Genomic DNA, 19,852 nt, shown 5'->3' with positions numbered 1-19,852 from the left:
CTAAAAGATTGGTATAATAAAAGAGGAACAAATTTATTGCAAAGAAGGGTAACGTATGGAACGAGTTCATATTTATCATACAAATGATTTACATTCACACTTTGAGAATTGGCCTCGAATTGAAGCTTACTTAGCTCAGCAACAAAAAGCTCATCAAGAACAGAAGGAGAATGTTTTTACATTTGATATTGGTGATGCTTGCGATCGAGTACACCCTCTAACTGAAGCTACCGATGGTCAAGCTAATATTCAATTATTGAATGAAGGGCACTATGATGCTGTTACTGTTGGAAATAATGAAGGCATCGGAAATTCTAAAAAACAATTAAATCAATTATACACAAAGGCTAATTTTGATGTTGTTTTAGCTAATTTAGCGGATATCAGAACAGGAGAAGCGCCGGATTGGGCGTTGCCTTTTAAAATTTATGAAACAAAAGATGGATTTCGGTTTGGAGTTTTTGGTTTAACAGCACCGTTTCCGACAAGCTATGTACCAAATGGATGGCAGGTTAGTGAACCAGATAGTATTATCCCAGAAATATTGGAACTTCTGACTCCTTTAGTTGATGCAGTGATTCTGTTATCTCATTTGGGGATTATGGAAGATCGTCGTATTGCTGAAATGTATCCAATGATTGATTTAATTATTGGCTCACATACCCACCATCTATTGCCAGATGGAGAAATTGTACGACAAACATTGATTACAGCTGCTGGTAAGTTTGGAATGTATGTTGGACATATTGAACTTAAAATCGATGACTTTAAACGATTAACTGTTACTAAAGCTAGTGTAATTGAGACTGCAAGGTTACCTGTTGCCAGTCATGAAGTAGAACGTATCAAAGAGTATGAGATAAAGGGACATCGTTTATTAAAAACTCAAAAAGTTGCTTATTTGCCTAATGATTTGCCAGTTGATTGGTTTGCTTCATCGCCACTTGTCGAAATGGGGTTAAAAGCCGTAAAAGATTATGCTAAAACTGAAGTGTCGATTTTAAATGCAGGTTTGTTTATGAAAGGATTGACTGCAGGGCTTATTTCGAAAGATGATTTGCACACCTTGTTACCTCATCCAATGCGCGTAATGCGCTGTACCCTTTCTGGGGCAAATATTGCCAGAATGATTCTTGAAATGGAAAAAAATCGAGGTTATCTAAAAAGTTTTCCAATTAAAGGGATGGGATTCCGAGGAAAACTATTTGGAGAAATTTGTTACGATGGCATTGAATACGATGCTACGACTAGGAGTATCAAATGGTTGGGAGAGCCTCTTGATGAGTATAGGGAGTATACATTTGCGACAGTTGATCATTTCTTATATATCCCTTACTTTCCAACCATCGAAATTTGTGGCGTCAACGAAGTGATCTTTCCTTATTTTATTCGAAATGTCTTCGGACAATATTTAACAAGGAACTATCCAATTGAGTAAAAATTAAGTATAATAAACTAGAGCTTTAATAAAAAAGTTAAGTGATTTGAAAATATAAAGCGCGTGAAAGGCGGTGACTTCATTTGTCAGATGAAAAAGAAGTAGAAGTTATTCAAGAGAGTTCAACTGCAAAAGAACAAGATACAACGGAGTTAACAACTGCGGAAGCAACTGAATTAACAGTTGAAGAAGAAAATTTAGTTGTGCGGATGATAGATGAAACGAATTTGATTGTTGAGGGACGTAAGTATGAATTAGTGCTTAATTACCGAGACGGTTTCAATAGTGAAAAATTAGCTGAAAGATATAGCGATATTTTAAGTAAATATGATTTTATTGTAGCAGATTGGGGCTTTGATCAACTGAGATTAAAAGGTTTTTATGAAGATAAAAATCGAAAAGTGCCACAAGAGCAGCGAATTGGCTCGTTAGAAGATTATTTATATGAGTTTTGTAACTTTGGCTGTGCTTATTTTGTTTTGAAACGTACAGGTGGAAGAAAAGAAAAAACAGTTCGACCAAAAAGAACGAGAACAAAAAATACGCAAATTTCTGCTACTAAAGCGGAATCAACTAAACCGACAAGAGAAGTAGCAACAAAAAGTCAAAAAACAGCTAGGCCAACTAAGCAACGTTCTGATAAATCACGTTCAGACAATCAAAAAAATAAGAATAAAAGTTTTGTTGCAAAACAAGTCAAAGAAAAGTCTGAAGCACCAGTTGTTTCAAAACCGGCAGTAGAAACGGTAAAGGAAAAAAATGGTCAACGCCATTTTAATATTCGACGTAATGATGTAGAAAAGGTGAAGAATAAAGAATAAAGGCGGGATATGATGAAGTATAAAGGCTATTTGATTGATTTAGATGGAACGATGTATCGAGGAAGTGAGCCAATTCCAGCGGCTACTGCTTTCATTAAACGTCTACAGGCAGAGAAAATCCCATTTTTATTTGTGACAAATAATACGACGAAATCACAAGAAGAAGTTGTCAAAAATCTAAGCACAAATTTTGATATTCATGTCACGGAAGCTGAAGTTTATACAGGTTCTATTGCGACAGCGGCCTATTTAAAATCTTTAGATAAAGGCAATAAAGTCTATGCAATTGGCGAAGCAGGTTTAAAATTAGCCTTATCAGAAGCTGGTTTTGTTGAAGAAGAAACGAATCCAGACTATGTTGTTGTTGCTTTGGATCGAAATGTTCATTACCATAATTTCGAACTGGCAACACTAGCCATTCATCGTGGAGCTCGTTTTATATCAACAAATAAAGATACGAATCTTCCCAGTGAAAAAGGCTTAATTCCTGGAGCAGGTGCTTTAACTGCCTTAATTATCGCTTCAACTAAAAAACAACCAACCTATATTGGAAAGCCAGAAGCCATTATCATGGAAGAGGCGTTAAAAGTAATTGGTTTGGATAAATCGGATGTTTTAATGGTAGGAGATAATTATGAAACGGATATTATGGCAGGTATTCAAAACGAGATTGATAGCTTACTCGTCTTATCCGGTTTCACAAGTGAAAAAGATTTAGAAAAGGTAGCTAAACAGCCGACTTATGTTGTTAAGTCATTAGCTGAATGGGAATTTTAATGAAATTAAAAACAATTCATTTTTTTGGAATTCTAAGCATCTTTTTATTCATTATTTCGGTTGGGATAGCTTTGACAATCAATATGTTTCCACTCTACTGGTTTGATATTGACTATTTAGGCATTGCAGAATATGTAGGTGTGCCAAAGGAAATTCTTGTGGAGAATTACACAGCTTTGATGCGCTATTTAAATTTACCTTGGGTGACAACCTTAAATATGCCTGATTTTCCAAGTTCAGCTAACGGTCTGTTACACTTTTATGAAGTGAAGCGTTTGTTCTTATTGGATTACGCTGTATTAATCGGTAGCGGAATTGGTAGCTTTTTCTTTATACGTTATTTGAAAATAAAAAAATTGATTTGGATTTTGATTCGTCCTTTCCAAATTGCTTTAGTAGCTCCAGTAGTTGTGCTGTTTTTTGTAGCAGTTAGCTTTGATCGATTATTTGTTTTGTTTCATGAGGTCTTTTTCAATAACGATGCATGGATATTTAATCCAGCAACTGACCCTATTATCGAAGCTTTGCCGCAAGAATTTTTTATGCATTGCTTCATACTAGCTTTTGTATTAATTGAGGTTCAATTTTTATTGGGCTATCTTTTAACAAGAAGAGAATTAAAAAAATAAAAAACACTCAAATTTCAGCGAATGGAATTTGAGTGTTTTTTTATTAGTGGGTAATGTCACTTTTAGAAGGATCGGCATGAGCAAGTCTGCTGGCAGCAGAAGCTGCAATTGCGCCGATAATATCATCTAAGAAAGTATGAATTTCCCCAGAGTTATGATCATTTAATTTTTTTAAAATGCCAGGTTTAACTTTGTCAATATAACCAAAATTAGTAAAGCCGATTGATCCGTATACATTGACAATTGAAAGAGCCATAATTTCATCAATTCCGTACAAACCTTCATCTTCTGCAATAATATCTTGTAAAGGTTGCATTAACAAGTTTTGTTCAGCTAGAATATCCAACTGGATTCCAGTGATGATGGCATTTTGAACTTCACGTTTTTTTAATACAGCATTCACATGCTCTAAACAAATCTCAATGGTTAAATCTTGAACATATGATTGTTGTAGAAACATGACTAATTCAGCAATATCAGTTAATTCCACTTGTCTTTCCTTAATTAAGTCAAGTGCTTTTTGGTAGAGTAGATTTGAATCTTTTACCATAACTTCACCCCATTCATAGTAATAGTATAACCTAGATTAGTAAAATTGACAGGATTTAAGTTAATTATTTTTCAAAAAAAAGGAAAAACATGGTACAATTAATTCTGAACTTAGTAGTGATTTGTCATAGAAATTGACTATAGATGTTTGAAAATGATAAAGAAAGGAAGAATCGTTCAAATGGATCCCATTGTCGAATTTTGTGTAAATAACGCTGCTAACGGAACCCAACCTATTATTGAACAACTTGAAAAAGACGGAAAAGTAGAAGTCGTTTCATATGATTGTTTAAATGAATGTGTGGTTTGTGCAAAAGACTTCTTTGCCTTAGCTGAAGGAAAGCTTGTTCGGGCAGATACTCCAGAAGAGCTGTTAACTAAAATATATAGCTCTTTAGAAGAAGAGGGCTGGCTATAGAATAGAAAAAACATCAAACTTGTTAAAGTTTGATGTTTTTTTGTTAGGCGAGCTCTTTTGAGTCAGTCCTTCGGAAAAAAGATAAATTCCCAAAAAAGCAAAGAGACACTTTTCTTGGAATTTCCTATTTTCTGCCAGGCCTAACCGACTCAACGAGCTTTTTATTAAAATAAACTTGTGCTGTGCATCGGTTGAACTTTTTTATCAGGATAAATATAACTCATGGCATTGTTTATTGCTGTTGGCGCTTCGCCAAAACCTGCTGCAATTAATTTTACCTTGCCGTTATAGGTGCAAATATCACCAGCAGCATAAATTCCTGGGATTGTTGTTTCCATTTTGCTGTTAACAACAATAGCATTTTTTTCGATATCTAAGCCCCAATTTTTAATGGCACCGATTGAAGAAACAAAACCATAGTTAATCAGAAAGTCATCGACAACTAACTCTTCAACTTGATCACCTCGGACTTCTTTTAAGGTAATACTATCTAAAGCTTCTTTTGAACCATTTATTTTGGCTGGGATAAATGGCGTTTTAAGTTGAACAGTTGATTTATCTAATAAAGAAACACTATGTTCATGAGCTCTAAATTGATTGCGACGATGAATCAAAAAGACTTCCTTAGCCACAGGCTCTAACATTAAAGCCCAATCTACTGCAGAATCTCCGCCTCCACAAATCGCAACTTTTCGGTTTTTAAAACGTTCCAAGTTATCAACAAAATAATGAAGTGAAGTTCCTTCGTAACGTATCGCATTATCTAACTCTAGGCGTCTAGGCTGAAAGGCTCCATTACCAGCTGTGATGATAATCGCTTTAGAGTAATGTGTGTGCTTTGTTGTTTCCAAAACGAATAGTCCCTCTGCATCTTTCTCGACAGATAAAACCTCTTCTTCTAAACAAATCGTTGTTTCAAAACGAGACATTTGCTTTTCCAGATTATCAACTAATTCTTGAGCTTTGACTTCAGGAAAACCAGCGATATCATAGATTTTTTTTTCGGGATATAGTGTTGCAAGTTGACCACCTAATTTGGGTAAACTTTCAATTATTTTAACTTTAGCGTTGCGCATACCACCATAAAAGGCAGCAAACATACCGACAGGACCACCACCGATAATGGTAATATCAAATACATCATCTATTGAATCCATTGTTCATTCCTCCATAATGGTAATTTTTTGCTGAGAATGATTATCAGTATAGCATAAAAATAGAAAAATTACTTACTAAACGTAATAAAAAACTAGATTAATCGAATTTTACTATGAAAACAAGGATAAGCTCTAGTTAATCCTGTTCTACGAGTATATTCTTTAATCTAGTTTCTCTTAGTAATTGAAATAGTTAAGGATAGCTCGAACCAGATAGGCCATCGCGATTCCAGTAAATATTCCAAACAAAACTTCTAATGGTTTATGACCTAGATACTCCTTAATATGTTTATCACGTTGTTTTCTTTTTGGGCTTTCGCCGGATTCATTTGATTTAATTTTTAAATTTTGTAAATCAATAATCAATTGATTTAGGACGAGTCCTTGTTCGCCACTTTGTCTGCGAACACCCATTGCATCGAACATAACGATGACCCCAAAAGTAACAGCAATTGCAACGTATGGTGATTCCCAGCCATAGTTTAAAATTAATGCTGTAATCAAAGCTGTTACACCAGCAGAATGAGAACTAGGCATACCGCCTGTTGAAACTGCTAACGCCCACGTTGTATTCTTCTTTAATAAAAATGCAATGGGGACTTTAATAAACTGTGAAAAACAAATTGCACTTAATGCAGCAATTAGTGGATAATTCGTTAGAATTTGCATAGGAAACCCGCCTTTAGAAAAACTTAATAGTTGATGTCTTTATCATATCACGAAATAAGGCTGAAAAACGAAAAAAAATTAATTCTTACAAAATTTAATAAAAAAGATTGGTAAAAATCGAAAGAGTTGGTTATGATAGGAGAGTAAAATAATTTTGTAGGAGGACTGCTGAATATGACTCAATTTCCACAATTATCGACAGAAGTGGCAGCAAACGAAAAATTAGTAACAATGAAAACGACAATGGGAGATATTAAACTTAAATTATTCCCAGATTTAGCTCCTAAAACAGTTGAAAACTTTTTAGGTTTAGCAGCAAAAGGTTATTATGATGGAATTATTTTTCACCGTGTTATTCCTGACTTCATGATTCAAGGTGGCGACCCAACTGGAACAGGTATGGGTGGCGAAAGTCTATGGGGTGAAGAGTTTAATGATGAATTCTCAAAACAAGCCTTTAACCTAAATGGTGCACTTTCAATGGCTAATGCGGGTCCTAATACTAATGGAAGCCAATTCTTTATTGTTTCAAATACAGAAGTACCGCAAAATATGTTAACTCAATTAGAAGGCGCTGGTTATGAGAAAGAAGTAATTGATGCTTATGCTAAAAACGGAGGAACTCCTTGGTTGGATTTCCGTCATACTGTTTTTGGTCATGTAATTGAAGGCATGGATGTTGTTTACGATATCCAAAATGTAAAACGTGGTGCGCAAGATAAACCGGTTAATGGCGTACGTATTGAATCAATTGAAATTGCTGATTAATTAGCAAAAGACTGGAGATGAAAATCTTCAGTCTTTTTTTGTCGTGTAGATTAAAACTAGAAATTTAGGCAAAGTGCACAGATTTTAATTAAATTGTGAAAACGGCATCATTTTAAAAAAAATTTATGCTACAATAAAGATGCAAAATAAACCTGTAGTTAAGAAAGGAAGTTACATGAATGATGTATGGGGCAATTGAAGCTGGCGGGACTAAATTTGTTTGTGCAATCAGCGATGAAAACTTTGAAATTAAAGAACGAGTAAGTATACCAACCACAACACCTGAAGAGACCTTAAGCCACGTTTTTGAGTTTTTTGATCAATTTAAGTTGGATTCAATTGGAATTGGCTCGTTTGGACCAATTGACGTTAATAAAAAATCAGCGACCTATGGATATGTTACAACGACTCCAAAAGTTGCTTGGACTAATTTTGATTTTTTAGGAGCAGTAAAAAAACGTTATGAAATTCCTGTTGGTTGGACAACAGATGTGAATGCAGCAGCACTTGGCGAATTGAAAAAGGGTGCGGCAATTGGGTTAGACAGTTGTGTGTATTTAACTGTGGGAACTGGTATTGGTGGCGGAGCTGTTGTAAATGGGAAGCTGCTAGCGGGATATGGTCATCCAGAAATGGGACATATGTTAGTTAGATTGCATCCAGATGAGAGCTATGGTGGATTTTGTCCATACCATGGAAATTGCTTAGAAGGAATTGCTGCAGGTCCGGCTATTGAAGGACGTTACGGTGTGAAAGGTCATGAATTGGCAGATAAAATAGAAGTCTGGCAAATGGAAGCCTATTATTTAGCGCAAGCATTAATGAATTATACTCTAATTTTAAGTCCAGAAAGAATTGTTTTAGGTGGCGGAGTAATGAAGCAAAACCAACTCTATACATTAGTTAGAGAAGAGTTTAAAAAATTAATGGCTGGTTATGTAGCTGTTCCTCCATTAGAAGAATATATAGTTGCTCCAGGCTTAGGTGATAATGCTGGAGTTACAGGCTGTTTATTATTAGCAGCAGATGAATTAACTAAATAAAAAAAATGCGACTAGTAATTCTAGTCGCATTTTTTATTTAGTTTAAATTTATTTAGTTAAAGCTACTTTTAAGCGTTCTAAGCCTTCTTTCAAAGTAGCCCGAGAAGTAGCGATATTCATTCGCATAAATTGACTGCCGTTTGGTCCAAAGCTAATTCCAGGATTTAAGCCTAAGCGTCCCACGTTAACTAATTGCTTCCTTAAGGCGGAATCGCTTAATCCTAAGTAAGAACAATCAAACCAAATTAGATAAGTTGCTTCTGGTTTTAAAAATTTAACTTGTGGCAATTCCTTTTCCAAAAATTTACAGGCATAATCTAAATTTTCACTAAGATAGTCTAATAGCTCTTCTAGCCAAACTTCGCCTGTGTTGTAGGCAGCTTCTGTGGCAACATAGCCAAAAGTATTAATGCCGTCTTGTTCGCTTTTGTGTTGCTCCATCGCAATTTTTGCTTTTAATTCTTTATTTTTAACAAAAATCATGGAGTGCTTCACACCAGCCATATTAAATGTTTTGGTAGCAGCAGTTAGTGTAACGACAAACTCTTGATAACTTGGATCAAGCGTAACGACAGAAGTAAATGAGTGTGGTGCGAAAACCAAGTCACCATGAATTTCATCGCTAACTAAAATGACCTTATATTTTTTACATAACTCAGCAAGTTGTTTCAACTCGGTTGTCGACCAAACCCGTCCACCAGGATTATGAGGATTGCATAGAATAAATAATTTGACTGAATGATTCTTCAATTTTTCTTCGATATCAACAAAATCCATTTTAAATTGTTTATTTTCAATGATTAAGCTAGAACGAACTAATTGCCGTTGATTACTTCTTACAACTTCTGTAAATGGTGGATAGACAGGATCATGTATCATAACGCTATCCCCTGGTTCAGTTAGAGCTGTAACCATTAATGCTAAACTAGGTACAACGCCAGGTGAAAATAAAATGTCGGATTTATTCAAATTTAGCTGATGGTGGTTACTTTGCCAATCAATTATGGCGTCATATAATCCATCACTAGGAATTGAGTAGCCAAGAATTTGAACATCTAGACTTTTTTTCAAGGCAGATAGAATTGTCTTAGGTGTAGCAAAATCCATATCCGCGACCCACATAGGTAAAACGTCCTCAGAGCCGAATTTTTCTGTCAGCATATCCCACTTAACAGAATTAGTGCCTTTACGGTTTATAATTTCATCAAAATTTGCTTGCATAAATACACATCCTTCTCCATTAAATAAGTTCTCTTTACTCATTATACTGCAAAGGAAAGGTTTTCTCAAAAGTCAGACTTAAAATTACGGGATTGAGTTTTTTCGAAAGGCAAATAAAACTCCCTTTTTTTAAAAGTGGTGGTATAATATAAGAGAGAATACTACAGGATGATGGAAAAAATGAGGTGAAGGAATGACATATAAAATTGGCATGATTGTAAAAGGCAAGGTTACAGGCATTCAACCTTACGGAGCTTTTGTTTCTTTAGATAAAGACACCCAAGGCTTAGTGCACATCTCCGAATGTAAACATGGGTTTGTAAAAAATTTAAATGAAGTTTTGCAGGTTGGAGAAGAAATAGAAGTAATGGTTATTGATATAGATGAATATACCAAAAAAATAAGTTTATCTATGCGCTCGTTAGAACAAAAGTCGACGATGCACTATCATTATAAAAAACGGAAATATCGACCAGATAAAGCAGATAAAGTCGGGTTTGAATCATTACGACAAATGATGCCGAAATGGATTGAAGAAGCAAAAAATGACGAAAAAAAAAGGCAGAAATAAATCTTTTTCATTGAACATCTTTTAATTTTAGAAAAATGTGTTATGATACAGAATGTAAATCTTTCAAAATTATAGTGTGGGGTGCATACAAAAATGATAGAGAAGCAATGGGTTGCTGGAACAGTGATGACTATGGATCAAGAAGGTAGATCAGTATTTTTAGTGTCAAATAAAACTGGGGAAACAGCTAATTTTAGTTTTCCATCAGCAAAAATAGCAGAAAACAGAACAGGACTTGCTAGTATTTTAGAGGACTTAAAACATAAGTTAACCATTGATGTCTCATCATTACATTTGTTTGAATTAACGAATGCAATTGTTGCAGACGTGCGGATACCGTTATTTGTATTTGAACTAACAGAAAACCTAGATGACTTAGAAAGTTTGTTAAAAGTGTCAAAGGATGATACTTTATCATGGCAACACACAGATGCTATTCGTGGTGCTTTATCAACATGGGAAATTTCTGGTGTACCACAATTTTAGAACATATATTTCAAGAGCAGCAAATTCCTAAAAAGATTTGCTGTTTTTTCTTGCAATTTTTATGAAAAACTACTAAAGTATAAGAGCAGTATAGTGAGAAAAGTTTCACAAAAATTTGATGTCGGAGGGTTTAACATGCCACATATTCAATTTGATTATTCAAAGATTGATAAGTTCTTACAACCACATGAAGTAGCGTATTTACAACAACAAGTTACAACAGCTGATGAAATGCTACGTAAAGGAACAGGCCAAGGAAATGATTTCCTAGGATGGATTGATTTGCCAAAAAATTACGATAAAGATGAATTTGCTCGTATTAAAGCAGCAGCTAAAAAAATTCAATCTGACTCAGAAGTATTAATTGTTATCGGAATTGGTGGTTCTTATTTAGGAGCTAAAGCAGCACTAGATTTCTTGAATCATTCTTTCTATAATCTACAAGATTCTAAAGATCGCAAAGCCCCACAAATCTTTTTTGCAGGAAATAGTATTAGTTCAAGCTATTTACATGACTTAATTGATATTATTGGAGATCGTGATTTTTCAGTAAATATTATTTCAAAATCAGGTACAACAACTGAACCAGCAATTGCGTTCCGTGTCTTTAAAGAATTGTTAGTTAAAAAATACGGTGCTGAAGAAGCTAAAAAACGTATTTATGCAACAACAGATAAAGCACAAGGCGCTTTAAAAAATGAAGCTAATGCTGAAGGCTATGAATCGTTCATTATTCCAGATGATGTTGGTGGGCGTTTTTCAGTGTTAACTCCAGTTGGTTTATTACCAATTGCTGCTAGTGGAGCTGATATTGATAGCTTAATGAAAGGTGCAGCAGATGCAAGTGAAGCTTACTCTAATCCTAAATTAGAAGAAAATGAAGCTTATCAATATGCGGCTGTCCGTAATGCTTTATACCGTAAAGGCAAAGTAACAGAACTTTTAATTAATTATGAGCCAAGTTTGCAATACTTCTCTGAGTGGTGGAAACAATTATTCGGCGAGTCTGAAGGAAAAGATCAAAAAGGCATCTACCCTTCAAGTGCAAACTTCTCAACAGATTTACATTCTTTAGGGCAGTATATCCAAGAAGGACGTCGCAATATTTTTGAGACAGTGATCAAAGTAGATAAAGCACGTCATGATATTAAAATCCCAGTAACTGAAGCAGATTTAGATGGTTTAGGTTATTTACAAGGGAAAGAAATTGATTTTGTTAACACAAAAGCGTTCCAAGGAACATTATTAGCCCATACAGATGGGGATGTCCCAAATCTATTAGTAACAATTCCTGAAACAGATGCTTATACATTAGGCTATCTGATGTATTTCTTTGAAATTGCAGTTGGAATCTCTGGTTATTTAAATGGAGTGAATCCATTTGATCAACCAGGAGTTGAAGCTTACAAAAAGAACATGTTTGCTTTATTAGGCAAACCTGGCTTTGAAGAATTAGCTAAAGAATTGAACGAACGTTTATAAAACAACATTTTGGGCGAAATGTTGAACTAAAATAAATACCCTGAAAATATTGAAAAGTGGTTCGTGGTTCCGTAGTGGTTCCGTTTCGATACCACTTTTCAATTTATAGGGTATTTTTACATATTTACAATTAACTTTTTCTTGTACTCATTATATTTTTTCATTGCGTTTTGATTTGCAACAGGAGAGAAGGACGCATAGATAAATGTAGCCTCAATATTTTTATGGCCAAGAATATCTTTTATATCCTCTAAGGTCACACCTGCTTCACGTAACATGATAGCAAAAGTATGCCTCATATCGTGTATCGTGATTTTTGGAACGTCTCCGTTACATTTAGTCGTAATCCTATCAAAAGCTCCTGAGAGCGTTCTGTGTGCGATTGGACGAGCATCTGAAAAGCAATAAACGAAATCATATTCTGGATACTTTCTTTTAAATCCATTTTTCAAATTATTTGATCGTTGAATTTTTTTCAATTCAATTAAAGAGTCATATAATTCATCTGACATGATCAGCGTTCGAAAGCCGGAGTTTGTCTTTGGAGGTCCGAAAACAATTTGATCCTTGTTTTCTTGTCTGTATAGCCGACATTTATTGATATCAATTTCTTTCTTTTCCAAATCGATATCAGACCACTGCAAAGCCATAGCTTCTGAAATACGCAACCCTGTGTTTAAACAAGCAAGAAAGATGTAATAAAAAATATAAGCTCTTTCTTTTTTTGCTTGTTCTAAAAAAATGGATGCTTGTTTTTGGTTAAAATAAACGAGTTCTTCTTGCTTACTTACTACTTTTTTTCGGAACTCAGCACCTTCGCATGGATTGTTTTTAATTAACTCCATACGTTTTGCTTTTTTCATTGCATTATGAAGAGTACCGTTAATTAACCGAATAGTAGAAGTTGCTAGTTTACAATCATCATAAAGCTTATTAATGAATTTTTGATGCTTTGAAAGAGTGTATTCCGTTAATTTAGTGAATCCTATATGCGGAATAATATAGTGATTAATGTTATACGTATGAACTTTTATCGTTCCAGGTTTAACATCAATCTTGTAATGAGTGATCCATTCGTCTAAATAATCTTTTATTAACATATCTGAGGTTTCAACATCTAATTCCCCAATGGTATAAAGATATTCAGCTTCCTTTGCAGCTTCTTTAGCAGCTGCACGAGTTCTAAACCCGCGTTTTCCTACTTTTTTTTCTTTACCAGTTGCTGGGTTAATACCAGCTCTGATTTGGTAACGCCATAGCTTTTTACCGCTTTTTAACTTATAAGGCACTATTGATGCCATGAAAATTCCTCCTACAGCTGGCAGGCTCATTAAAAAGGAATTCAAAGAATGAACTATGCTGTCATAGTTCCGAATCACCTCCTTTCAAGAAAGAAATTTATTTTAAAATGTTTAATAATCTGCAGATTATAGAAAATTTTCTGTAGATGTAGATTAGGATATATTTAGTTTATTCAAATTCGACTTCAGATAATCCTTCGTTTACATTTTCGATAACTTCATTTTCTTCAATGAAAGCAATCCATTTCTGAGTACCATTTAGTGCTGGAATGCCTATTTGGGTCTTTAATTGTCCATATAGCGTATCCATTGCTTGTGTCCACATTTGTGATGTAGCACGTTCTACTTTAGCTTCATTCCATTTAGCTTTACTAGCTCGGGCTTTGTTTTTTTCTAACTGGAAATTTTTAGCTTTTTCCATGAAAAAGGTGTAACTTGTTAAATTTTCTTGCATGTATTCCACAAAGTCTTGATAATTCATTATATTTACTTCCTTTCGAATGTATGTTCTTTTTTATTTTTAAAGAAAAGCCCGAAGGCTAGTCTTTATTTATTTAGATTTGTAATTGCATAGTCAGCTTCTTCTGGAGTAAATCTTGAACCATACTCAGAAGTTAATTGATCCCTAATTGCCTCAGGAGACATAGCCATTGTATCCTGATAATATTTAGCAGTTTTAAGAGCATTTGCATTCCAATCTGCTTGAATATTATCAATAGCATATTGTCCAGCTTCAGGAGAAAATTGTCCGCCATATTCAGAAGTTAACTGGTCATATATCCCCATACGGGACATGTTCATTGAATTAGCGTAATATTCAGCTGATTTTAAAGCAGACTTGTATTCAGCTGGAGCATTTGCGACTGCTTCTTTAGCTCTTTTTTCCGCTTCTTTTTGTTCGGATTCAGCTTGTGCTTTAGCTTGAGATTCTGCAGCAAGTTTATCGTCAGCTTCTTTTTTTATCCTATCTTGTTCAGCTTTAGCTTCGGCTGCAAGTTTTTCTTCAGCTTCTTTTTTTATTCGGTTTTCTTCTTGGGTTTGCCTAACTTGTTCGCCAATTAGTCTATTTTTTTCAGCCTCAGCCGTTTTCTTTTCTTCAAAATCTTTGTCTAAAGGAAGAATTGTAATTTTAGCTTTTTTTGTCCCAGCTTTAATTATTAATGATTGTTCCTTCAAAGTACCATTTACTTTTAAATTAAAATTACCATCAGAATCAACTTCCGATAGTTCTATATCATTACCATCTTCATCTTCAACAGCCACTGAACCTTTACCAGTAAACTTTCCAGTAATATAGACATAACCTTGGAAATCTTCGTTAGGATCCATTTCTTTTTCATTAACTGTTAATGTTTCTGTAACCGCTTTTTGTTTCTCGTGGTAACTAGCACTTTTTTTGTCATCAGAAGTTTTTGGCAATGCAATGAAACCTACTATGATAAATGCAAACGATATACCAAGTATTATAGAGTTCCGTTTTGTTTTTGAATTCTTTTTAAACGCTCCAATAATAAATAAAACAATACTAGCTAAAAAACTAATAAAACCTACTAGAATCATTAACACTCCTAAAATAACCATCGTACAAATAATCTCCTTTTATTATAAGTTTATAAACTGTAAAAATTAGTTTTACTTAAAAAAATCATTTTGCTTCAATTTTAGTTAATAAAATTATTTACAATAGCAATTAATTCCTTTTCGTGTGAAGAAATCTCAAATGGACCTTCCAAATCGTAAGTGGATTTATTTGTATCATTTAGGACGATTTTAATTCTAGTGGTAGTGGAGTATACATATACCCGAACAATCCACTTTCTTATATTATCGTCTAATAAAATGTTAAAGTAACTCCGGTTATCTCGATAAGTAATTCTTTCTAGAGTAACAGTATCTTTTAACATTAGCTTAACAATAGTATAAGCTTCAAGTTCTTCAGCAGTAGTAACAATTCCATCATCTTCAATTTTAATTTCTTCTTTCACTTCAGAAATATCCTCCTGAATAGAAGTAGAAGTATTTAACGCAGCACTTAGTTTAGCATTAACTTTTTCAGTAATAAACTGATTGAATCCTTTTTTTATAATAGGAGTAAACTTATCAATAGTTGCTTTAGTTTTGAGTCCATCAAATATTTCACTAACAAAATATTTGATAAATTCATCTGAAGGAGAATCAAGTTGTTCATTTAAAAAAGATTTTAAATTGTTCAAATACTTCAGCTCAGAAGCACTACTGGTAATTGTTTCAATATTAAAGTTATCTTTATGGAACTTCGCAATTTCAGGTATTTGATTTTCTTTTAAGTCTGTTAAATTAATTGTTAAAAAAGGAGTAGAATCCATTTTATTTGGTTCATCAAGATCAGTGAAAAATTTATATTCTTCTCCATTTGTTAAAATCCCGAATCTAGAAGTAGTAGTACCAAAGTATCTAAATAGTTGTGAATCATGTTTCGTTAATTTCTCAGTAATAGATTTAGCTTCTACTAAAATTACTGGAATAGCGTCGAGAACAACTGCATAATCAACTTTTTCCCCTTTTTTGATACCTACATCAGCAGTGAATTCTGGTACAAATTCTGTTGGATTAAATACATCATATCCTAGCAATTGAAAAAATGGCATTATTAAAGAAGTTTTAGTTGCTTCTTCAGTTGCAATATTCCCTTTTAAATTAGTGACCCTAGTGCTTAAAATTTTCAAATCTTCTTTGAATTTTGAAATATCCATTATGTCTCCTTTTTAAACTGTATTTTATTAACATGTTTGTGATATAATATATTTGTAATAGTACTATTTGCTCTAACTAGTCCCCACGACAGGTTAGGGCTTTTTTTATATTCAAAATTAGTTTGGAAAAATTATTTTAAGACTGTCTGCAATTCCAAAAACAAATCTACACCCTTTGTGGTCAAAAATTAAACCATGTGCATCTTTATAATAATTAATTGAACTCCACAAATATTTGGGCGTTATTTCAAGGAATTCAGCTATTTCCCAATATTCCGTTAATCCTAGTTTATAACAAGTAATTAGTTCATCAAGAGAAACCAAGTAACGATATCCGTACTGTCTAGCTCGTTTCTCTTGTTGTTTTTTTTCAATTGTATCTAATATTGATAAGTCGCCTACAGAAGTTTCGTAATGCCCTAATTCTTCAGCAATATGGCCTATTATGTTTTCATATGAATTATTTTTATTAATGTAAATGTCTGTGTCAATTATAAAAGCACCATGTTTATTATGCATATCTTTTTTAAAATTGAACTTTAATTCAGAATAGTCATTCATCATTTCTTCTAATCTATTCATTAGACACCTTCTATTTTTTAGATTTCTTAATTAATTCAATATACTTTAAAATATCTTCCATATCTTTTTCTGTTACATCATCATCAATATGCGAAGCTATTAATTTTACATTGTCATCTTTCACGTCATTTTCACTTAGTCCAGAGTATTTTTTTGAAGAGTTGTCACCATTTAAAAGGTAGTCTACTGTTACTCCGTACATAGAAGCTAAATCTACTAATGCTTTAGTATCAGGTTCTCTAGTTCCATACTCCCAATTGGCGTAAGTAGCCATATTTTTCAGGCCTAATTTATTAGCTACTAAAGTCTTTGTCCAACCATTCAGCTCTCTTAATTCTTCAAGTCTTTTAGCTAGTTCAGATTTTTCCAATGTATTCACCTCGTTTAAGTAATTATACTATAGTTAAACATATTATTTAGAAAGTTAAACAAAAAGTGTAAATAAATATTGACTTAAACAAAATGTTTAGTTATACTGACGATATAAAGTTAAACAAAATGTTTAACTATGAATAAGGAGGTAAGTCATGGATCTTGGTAAAGAAGCATACAAAAAAATGAGAGACATCCGCATTGAAAAAGGAATCACTCAAAAATTCGTTTCAGAGCAATTAGGTTTCCAATCATCTCAAACATACGCCAATATAGAGTATGGCAATACTGAATTGAAATTGAGTATAGCTCTACAAGTTGCAACTATTTTAGGTGTATCAGTTTATGATTTTTTATCTAAATAAGTTAAACAAAATGTTTATGTTTTAGTCGTTAAGTAAATTCTATCACCAAAATCCCCGAACTAAAAGCTAGTCAAGTACGAAAAGGAGGGAAAGAAAATGGAAAATAAAGAATTCAATGAACTTTATAAAGAAGCGATTAATTCTAGTTTGGTTCTTGTTAAACAAATTTGCGAATTACAAGAAACAGAAACAAACCCAGCAATGGTTGCATCCATCGCTGAGCTTATAAAGGTAATTACTGAATGTCAATATAACTAATTTCTACTGCATTCATCGCAACTTTATTAGTACCTATAAAGTTGTAGGTTAAAGATTCATTTAATGGTATTTCAGAAAAATCAGAATTAATAGCCGTCCAAGTTCCTCTGTGAAGGTATTTGATTTCTTTTAAGCCTGGTACAGAAATTATTTTACCACTTTTTAAATATATAGTTAATTCCATTTTTATCACCTCACTTTCAATTTAATTATATCAATTGAATTAGAGAACAAACAGCGAACAGGAGGAAACGCATCTATGAAAAACAATGAAGGATATTTTAAAAAGGGTGATTGCATTGAGATTAGTGGTAAAAAAACTTATATCGTAGTTGCAGCTAATGAAGATGAAGTTCAAGTAAGAAGTATCATGTGGTATAAAAATCCACCAATATTAGAAAATAGAATTGATATATATAGTAACAGTACCGAAAACTATTCATCTAAGTATTGGATAAAAATAGTTCCGGCACCGCTAGAATATGGATCAGAAATTCTTAATGTTTTAGCCAACTAACTAAAGGGTGAGTAAGTACTGAAAAGAGAGGAGTGAAAAAATGAACGAAGGAAAAGTAGTTTTAGATGTAGAAATTACTGATATGGATGAAAATTTAGAAAAAGCTAAAAAATTAGTAAACCTACTAAAAGAAGCCAAATCCCTATCAGAAGAATTGGCTTCAATCGAGTTTGAATTTTCGGTAAAAAAATAATTAGAATTTAAGTTCTAGCTTAACATCTTTATTGCAGTAAGGACATTTGCTAGTACCAACTTTAACCTTAATCATTTTTTTACAGTGTTCACAGTTGATTTCATAGGTACTTTTTAAAGCATCATCTTTTGCAAATTGTTTACCTTGTTTTTCTAAATCACGCATCAATTTATCCATAAAATTCACCTCGCTTTCAAATTAATTATATCAATGAGAAGAGGGAACAAATAGCGAACAGGAGGAAACACACACATGAATATTATCGAAGAGTTAACAAAAGATGTAATTGAAAAAAAGGAGTATTACAAATTAAAACGAATTGCTGAAATCATTGGCAATAATGTTTTGGAAGGAAATAAAACCGCTAGATTGCCATTTACATTTAATGAAATTGAAGATTATGCGGATCAACTGGAATCATCAAATATTTTAGTTTTAGTAGAACCAGAAACAAACCGAGTAACACTTGATTGGGGGCTAGCAAGTTGAGTTCAAAAGTAATTAGTCCATTTTTAATAGAAGCATCTGGAAGAAAACATATCCAACAAACTCATTTAGCTAGAGAAATACATCGTGCTAAATCAACTGTGAACGGATATTACAACGGAGGTCCAACTCCTGTTGATGCAATGGTAGAAATTGCATCAGTGATAAATGATTCAGAATTAAGCCAACAACTGGCGCACGAGAGTTTTGGTACTTTACCGAATTTTAACTCTGATAAGTACGAAGAATCAGCATTTGCAATGGATGTTTTCCAAAGAAAAGAATCAAACGAACGAAAAGCAATGAAAGAGCAAGCTGAGTTGGCATTAACGATACTCAATCATAAGTTAACAGATTCGGATAAGTCAGTATTAGCAGCATATGCAAATGAGTTTTTAGATGAAATTTTAATTGAGCTGAAAATAGTAAGTTTAATTAATAGAAAGATTGATGTATCAACCAATCAGTTAATAAAGATAAGAATTCCTTATTGGCTTTCAGAAGGTTACCTAACATAAGGAGGAGTGGTTATGCAACAAGTTGCTGAATGGAAAACAGTCAAAGAGGTTGCCGCACATTTTAAAGTTTCAACTAAAACGATATATAGATGGACAAACGATCGAAATAATCCTTTGCCGAATGATCGTAAAGATTCTATTATCCGGATTGATTTAATTGAGGCAGATAATTGGTTTAAAAATAAATCGCAGGCAGGCGGAAAGGTAAGCAAATGAATGAATTTATTGGTGTTGTGATAGGAGTATTAATCAGCGTTTCGGTTATTACTAACTTGCACTTATCTGAAAACAAAGCACATTCGAAAGATGAAAGTAAAAAAATTATCTCAGGGGGTATGATCCATGGAAGAAAAAGTAAAAACAGCAGTAAGTAGCCTAAATGATTATTTTGGAATTGAAAATAAAAACATGGCTTTGTGGTTTTACGGCGGTTTAGGTTTTCCAATCGCATGTGGCGCAATCGTTTTACTTGTATCGGTGGTGATATAAATGGAAATTA

At 33.4% G+C, this 19,852-nt stretch carries 29 protein-coding genes and 1 pseudogene; 18 read left to right on the top strand and 12 right to left on the bottom strand.

Going from position 1 to position 19,852, the window contains the following annotated elements; all coding sequences use genetic code 11:
- Window positions 1-55 precede the first annotated feature (55 nt).
- From MHI00_RS11945 to MHI00_RS11930, 4 genes are all read left to right on the top strand, one after another.
- A complete protein-coding gene (locus tag MHI00_RS11945; protein WP_341113887.1) occupies window positions 56-1,438 on the top strand; it encodes a bifunctional metallophosphatase/5'-nucleotidase in 1,383 nt (460 codons plus the stop codon).
- Window positions 1,439-1,521: 83 nt separating this feature from the next.
- Window positions 1,522-2,259 carry a YutD family protein gene (locus MHI00_RS11940; protein ID WP_015075872.1) on the top strand — a complete coding sequence of 246 codons (738 nt, stop codon included), beginning with the start codon at window positions 1,522-1,524 and terminating at the stop codon, window positions 2,257-2,259.
- A gap of 12 nt (window positions 2,260-2,271) precedes the next feature.
- Window positions 2,272-3,036 (top strand): TIGR01457 family HAD-type hydrolase, encoded by a 765-nt coding sequence (locus MHI00_RS11935; protein ID WP_010051177.1) that lies wholly within the window; start codon window positions 2,272-2,274, stop codon window positions 3,034-3,036.
- Window positions 3,036-3,665 carry a TIGR01906 family membrane protein gene (locus MHI00_RS11930; protein WP_029451159.1) on the top strand — a complete coding sequence of 210 codons (630 nt, stop codon included), beginning with the start codon at window positions 3,036-3,038 and terminating at the stop codon, window positions 3,663-3,665. The genes MHI00_RS11935 and MHI00_RS11930 overlap by 1 nt, the downstream gene beginning before the upstream one ends.
- A gap of 43 nt (window positions 3,666-3,708) precedes the next feature.
- On the opposite strand, the gene MHI00_RS11925 is transcribed toward MHI00_RS11930, so the two are convergent.
- Window positions 3,709-4,215, bottom strand: coding sequence for a phosphatidylglycerophosphatase A family protein (locus tag MHI00_RS11925; RefSeq protein WP_010051182.1), 507 nt, complete (start codon window positions 4,213-4,215; stop codon window positions 3,709-3,711).
- Between the two features lie 153 nt (window positions 4,216-4,368).
- Between MHI00_RS11925 and MHI00_RS11920 the strand changes: the two genes are divergently transcribed.
- The gene (locus tag MHI00_RS11920) at window positions 4,369-4,632 is read left to right on the top strand and encodes a YuzB family protein (RefSeq protein WP_231620906.1); all 264 of its coding nucleotides are present in this window, start codon (window positions 4,369-4,371) and stop codon (window positions 4,630-4,632) included.
- A gap of 164 nt (window positions 4,633-4,796) precedes the next feature.
- Here MHI00_RS11920 and MHI00_RS11915 read toward each other — a convergent pair whose 3' ends face one another.
- The gene (locus tag MHI00_RS11915; RefSeq protein ID WP_010051185.1) at window positions 4,797-5,789 is read right to left on the bottom strand and encodes an NAD(P)/FAD-dependent oxidoreductase; all 993 of its coding nucleotides are present in this window, start codon (window positions 5,787-5,789) and stop codon (window positions 4,797-4,799) included.
- A gap of 177 nt (window positions 5,790-5,966) precedes the next feature.
- Window positions 5,967-6,458 (bottom strand): divergent PAP2 family protein, encoded by a 492-nt coding sequence (locus MHI00_RS11910; RefSeq protein ID WP_010051187.1) that lies wholly within the window; start codon window positions 6,456-6,458, stop codon window positions 5,967-5,969.
- A gap of 174 nt (window positions 6,459-6,632) precedes the next feature.
- Between MHI00_RS11910 and MHI00_RS11905 the strand changes: the two genes are divergently transcribed.
- Together MHI00_RS11905 and MHI00_RS11900 are read left to right on the top strand one after the other, a co-directional pair.
- Entirely contained in the window at window positions 6,633-7,226 is a 594-nt protein-coding gene (locus MHI00_RS11905) for a peptidylprolyl isomerase (RefSeq protein ID WP_010051188.1), read from the top strand.
- A 179-nt stretch (window positions 7,227-7,405) separates the two neighbouring features.
- Entirely contained in the window at window positions 7,406-8,269 is an 864-nt protein-coding gene (locus MHI00_RS11900; RefSeq protein ID WP_010051189.1) for an ROK family protein, read from the top strand.
- Between the two features lie 48 nt (window positions 8,270-8,317).
- Here MHI00_RS11900 and MHI00_RS11895 read toward each other — a convergent pair whose 3' ends face one another.
- Window positions 8,318-9,490, bottom strand: coding sequence for a MalY/PatB family protein (locus tag MHI00_RS11895; RefSeq protein WP_056999741.1), 1,173 nt, complete (start codon window positions 9,488-9,490; stop codon window positions 8,318-8,320).
- A gap of 193 nt (window positions 9,491-9,683) precedes the next feature.
- On the opposite strand from MHI00_RS11895, the gene MHI00_RS11890 reads away from it, so the two are divergent.
- The 3 genes from MHI00_RS11890 (at window position 9,684) to MHI00_RS11880 (ending at window position 12,029) form a co-directional block, all read left to right on the top strand.
- Window positions 9,684-10,061, top strand: a complete 378-nt coding sequence (locus MHI00_RS11890) for a CvfD/Ygs/GSP13 family RNA-binding post-transcriptional regulator (protein WP_010051191.1) — start codon at window positions 9,684-9,686, stop codon at window positions 10,059-10,061.
- A 93-nt stretch (window positions 10,062-10,154) separates the two neighbouring features.
- The gene (locus MHI00_RS11885; protein WP_010051193.1) at window positions 10,155-10,547 is read left to right on the top strand and encodes a hypothetical protein; all 393 of its coding nucleotides are present in this window, start codon (window positions 10,155-10,157) and stop codon (window positions 10,545-10,547) included.
- 135 nt (window positions 10,548-10,682) lie between these two features.
- A complete protein-coding gene (locus MHI00_RS11880) occupies window positions 10,683-12,029 on the top strand; it encodes a glucose-6-phosphate isomerase (RefSeq protein WP_010051195.1) in 1,347 nt (448 codons plus the stop codon).
- Between the two features lie 116 nt (window positions 12,030-12,145).
- Here MHI00_RS11880 and MHI00_RS11875 read toward each other — a convergent pair whose 3' ends face one another.
- From MHI00_RS11875 to MHI00_RS11850, 6 genes and pseudogenes are all read right to left on the bottom strand, one after another.
- Window positions 12,146-13,330 (bottom strand): tyrosine-type recombinase/integrase, encoded by a 1,185-nt coding sequence (locus MHI00_RS11875; RefSeq protein WP_341113865.1) that lies wholly within the window; start codon window positions 13,328-13,330, stop codon window positions 12,146-12,148.
- 169 nt (window positions 13,331-13,499) lie between these two features.
- On the bottom strand, window positions 13,500-13,811 hold the full coding sequence (locus MHI00_RS11870) for a hypothetical protein (RefSeq protein ID WP_341113863.1): 312 nt from the start codon (window positions 13,809-13,811) through the stop codon (window positions 13,500-13,502).
- A gap of 65 nt (window positions 13,812-13,876) precedes the next feature.
- Window positions 13,877-14,182: pseudogene (locus MHI00_RS17730) on the bottom strand (Ltp family lipoprotein); the annotation flags it as partial.
- Between the two features lie 809 nt (window positions 14,183-14,991).
- Entirely contained in the window at window positions 14,992-16,062 is a 1,071-nt protein-coding gene (locus MHI00_RS11860; protein WP_034564714.1) for a type I restriction endonuclease, read from the bottom strand.
- A gap of 117 nt (window positions 16,063-16,179) precedes the next feature.
- Window positions 16,180-16,644, bottom strand: a complete 465-nt coding sequence (locus tag MHI00_RS11855; RefSeq protein WP_051934035.1) for an ImmA/IrrE family metallo-endopeptidase — start codon at window positions 16,642-16,644, stop codon at window positions 16,180-16,182.
- Window positions 16,645-16,654: 10 nt separating this feature from the next.
- Window positions 16,655-17,014: a helix-turn-helix domain-containing protein gene (locus MHI00_RS11850; protein ID WP_034564717.1), complete on the bottom strand. Its 360-nt coding sequence runs from the start codon at window positions 17,012-17,014 to the stop codon at window positions 16,655-16,657.
- Between the two features lie 157 nt (window positions 17,015-17,171).
- Between MHI00_RS11850 and MHI00_RS11845 the strand changes: the two genes are divergently transcribed.
- Together MHI00_RS11845 and MHI00_RS11840 are read left to right on the top strand one after the other, a co-directional pair.
- Window positions 17,172-17,381 (top strand): helix-turn-helix transcriptional regulator, encoded by a 210-nt coding sequence (locus tag MHI00_RS11845; RefSeq protein ID WP_034564719.1) that lies wholly within the window; start codon window positions 17,172-17,174, stop codon window positions 17,379-17,381.
- A 96-nt stretch (window positions 17,382-17,477) separates the two neighbouring features.
- Window positions 17,478-17,639, top strand: a complete 162-nt coding sequence (locus MHI00_RS11840; protein ID WP_157464101.1) for a hypothetical protein — start codon at window positions 17,478-17,480, stop codon at window positions 17,637-17,639.
- Here the strand turns inward: MHI00_RS11840 and MHI00_RS11835 are convergent.
- Window positions 17,617-17,823 carry a hypothetical protein gene (locus MHI00_RS11835; protein WP_034564722.1) on the bottom strand — a complete coding sequence of 69 codons (207 nt, stop codon included), beginning with the start codon at window positions 17,821-17,823 and terminating at the stop codon, window positions 17,617-17,619. The genes MHI00_RS11840 and MHI00_RS11835 overlap by 23 nt on opposite strands.
- A 75-nt stretch (window positions 17,824-17,898) precedes the next feature.
- On the opposite strand from MHI00_RS11835, the gene MHI00_RS11830 reads away from it, so the two are divergent.
- Both MHI00_RS11830 and MHI00_RS11825 read left to right on the top strand, forming a co-directional pair.
- Entirely contained in the window at window positions 17,899-18,156 is a 258-nt protein-coding gene (locus MHI00_RS11830) for a hypothetical protein (protein ID WP_034564724.1), read from the top strand.
- Between the two features lie 40 nt (window positions 18,157-18,196).
- Entirely contained in the window at window positions 18,197-18,349 is a 153-nt protein-coding gene (locus MHI00_RS11825) for a hypothetical protein (RefSeq protein ID WP_162922006.1), read from the top strand.
- Here the strand turns inward: MHI00_RS11825 and MHI00_RS11820 are convergent, their stop codons facing one another.
- Window positions 18,350-18,526, bottom strand: a complete 177-nt coding sequence (locus MHI00_RS11820; RefSeq protein ID WP_155520293.1) for a hypothetical protein — start codon at window positions 18,524-18,526, stop codon at window positions 18,350-18,352. It lies immediately after the preceding gene.
- 75 nt (window positions 18,527-18,601) lie between these two features.
- On the opposite strand from MHI00_RS11820, the gene MHI00_RS11815 reads away from it, so the two are divergent.
- From MHI00_RS11815 to MHI00_RS11800, 4 genes are all read left to right on the top strand, one after another.
- Complete coding sequence (locus tag MHI00_RS11815) at window positions 18,602-18,838, top strand: hypothetical protein (protein WP_135089109.1); 237 nt, start codon at window positions 18,602-18,604, stop codon at window positions 18,836-18,838.
- Window positions 18,835-19,353 carry a hypothetical protein gene (locus tag MHI00_RS11810; protein WP_035064317.1) on the top strand — a complete coding sequence of 173 codons (519 nt, stop codon included), beginning with the start codon at window positions 18,835-18,837 and terminating at the stop codon, window positions 19,351-19,353. Before MHI00_RS11815 ends, MHI00_RS11810 begins: the two co-directional genes overlap by 4 nt.
- A 12-nt stretch (window positions 19,354-19,365) precedes the next feature.
- Window positions 19,366-19,569, top strand: a complete 204-nt coding sequence (locus MHI00_RS11805; RefSeq protein WP_341113833.1) for a helix-turn-helix domain-containing protein — start codon at window positions 19,366-19,368, stop codon at window positions 19,567-19,569.
- Window positions 19,570-19,695: 126 nt separating this feature from the next.
- Entirely contained in the window at window positions 19,696-19,842 is a 147-nt protein-coding gene (locus MHI00_RS11800) for a hypothetical protein (RefSeq protein WP_015076757.1), read from the top strand.
- The last annotated feature ends 10 nt before the right edge of the window (window positions 19,843-19,852 follow it).

Source organism: Carnobacterium sp. FSL E2-0243, assembly GCF_038003605.1.
Lineage (GTDB): Bacteria > Bacillota > Bacilli > Lactobacillales > Carnobacteriaceae > Carnobacterium > Carnobacterium maltaromaticum.
This window is presented reverse-complemented; position numbering and strand designations above follow the sequence as displayed.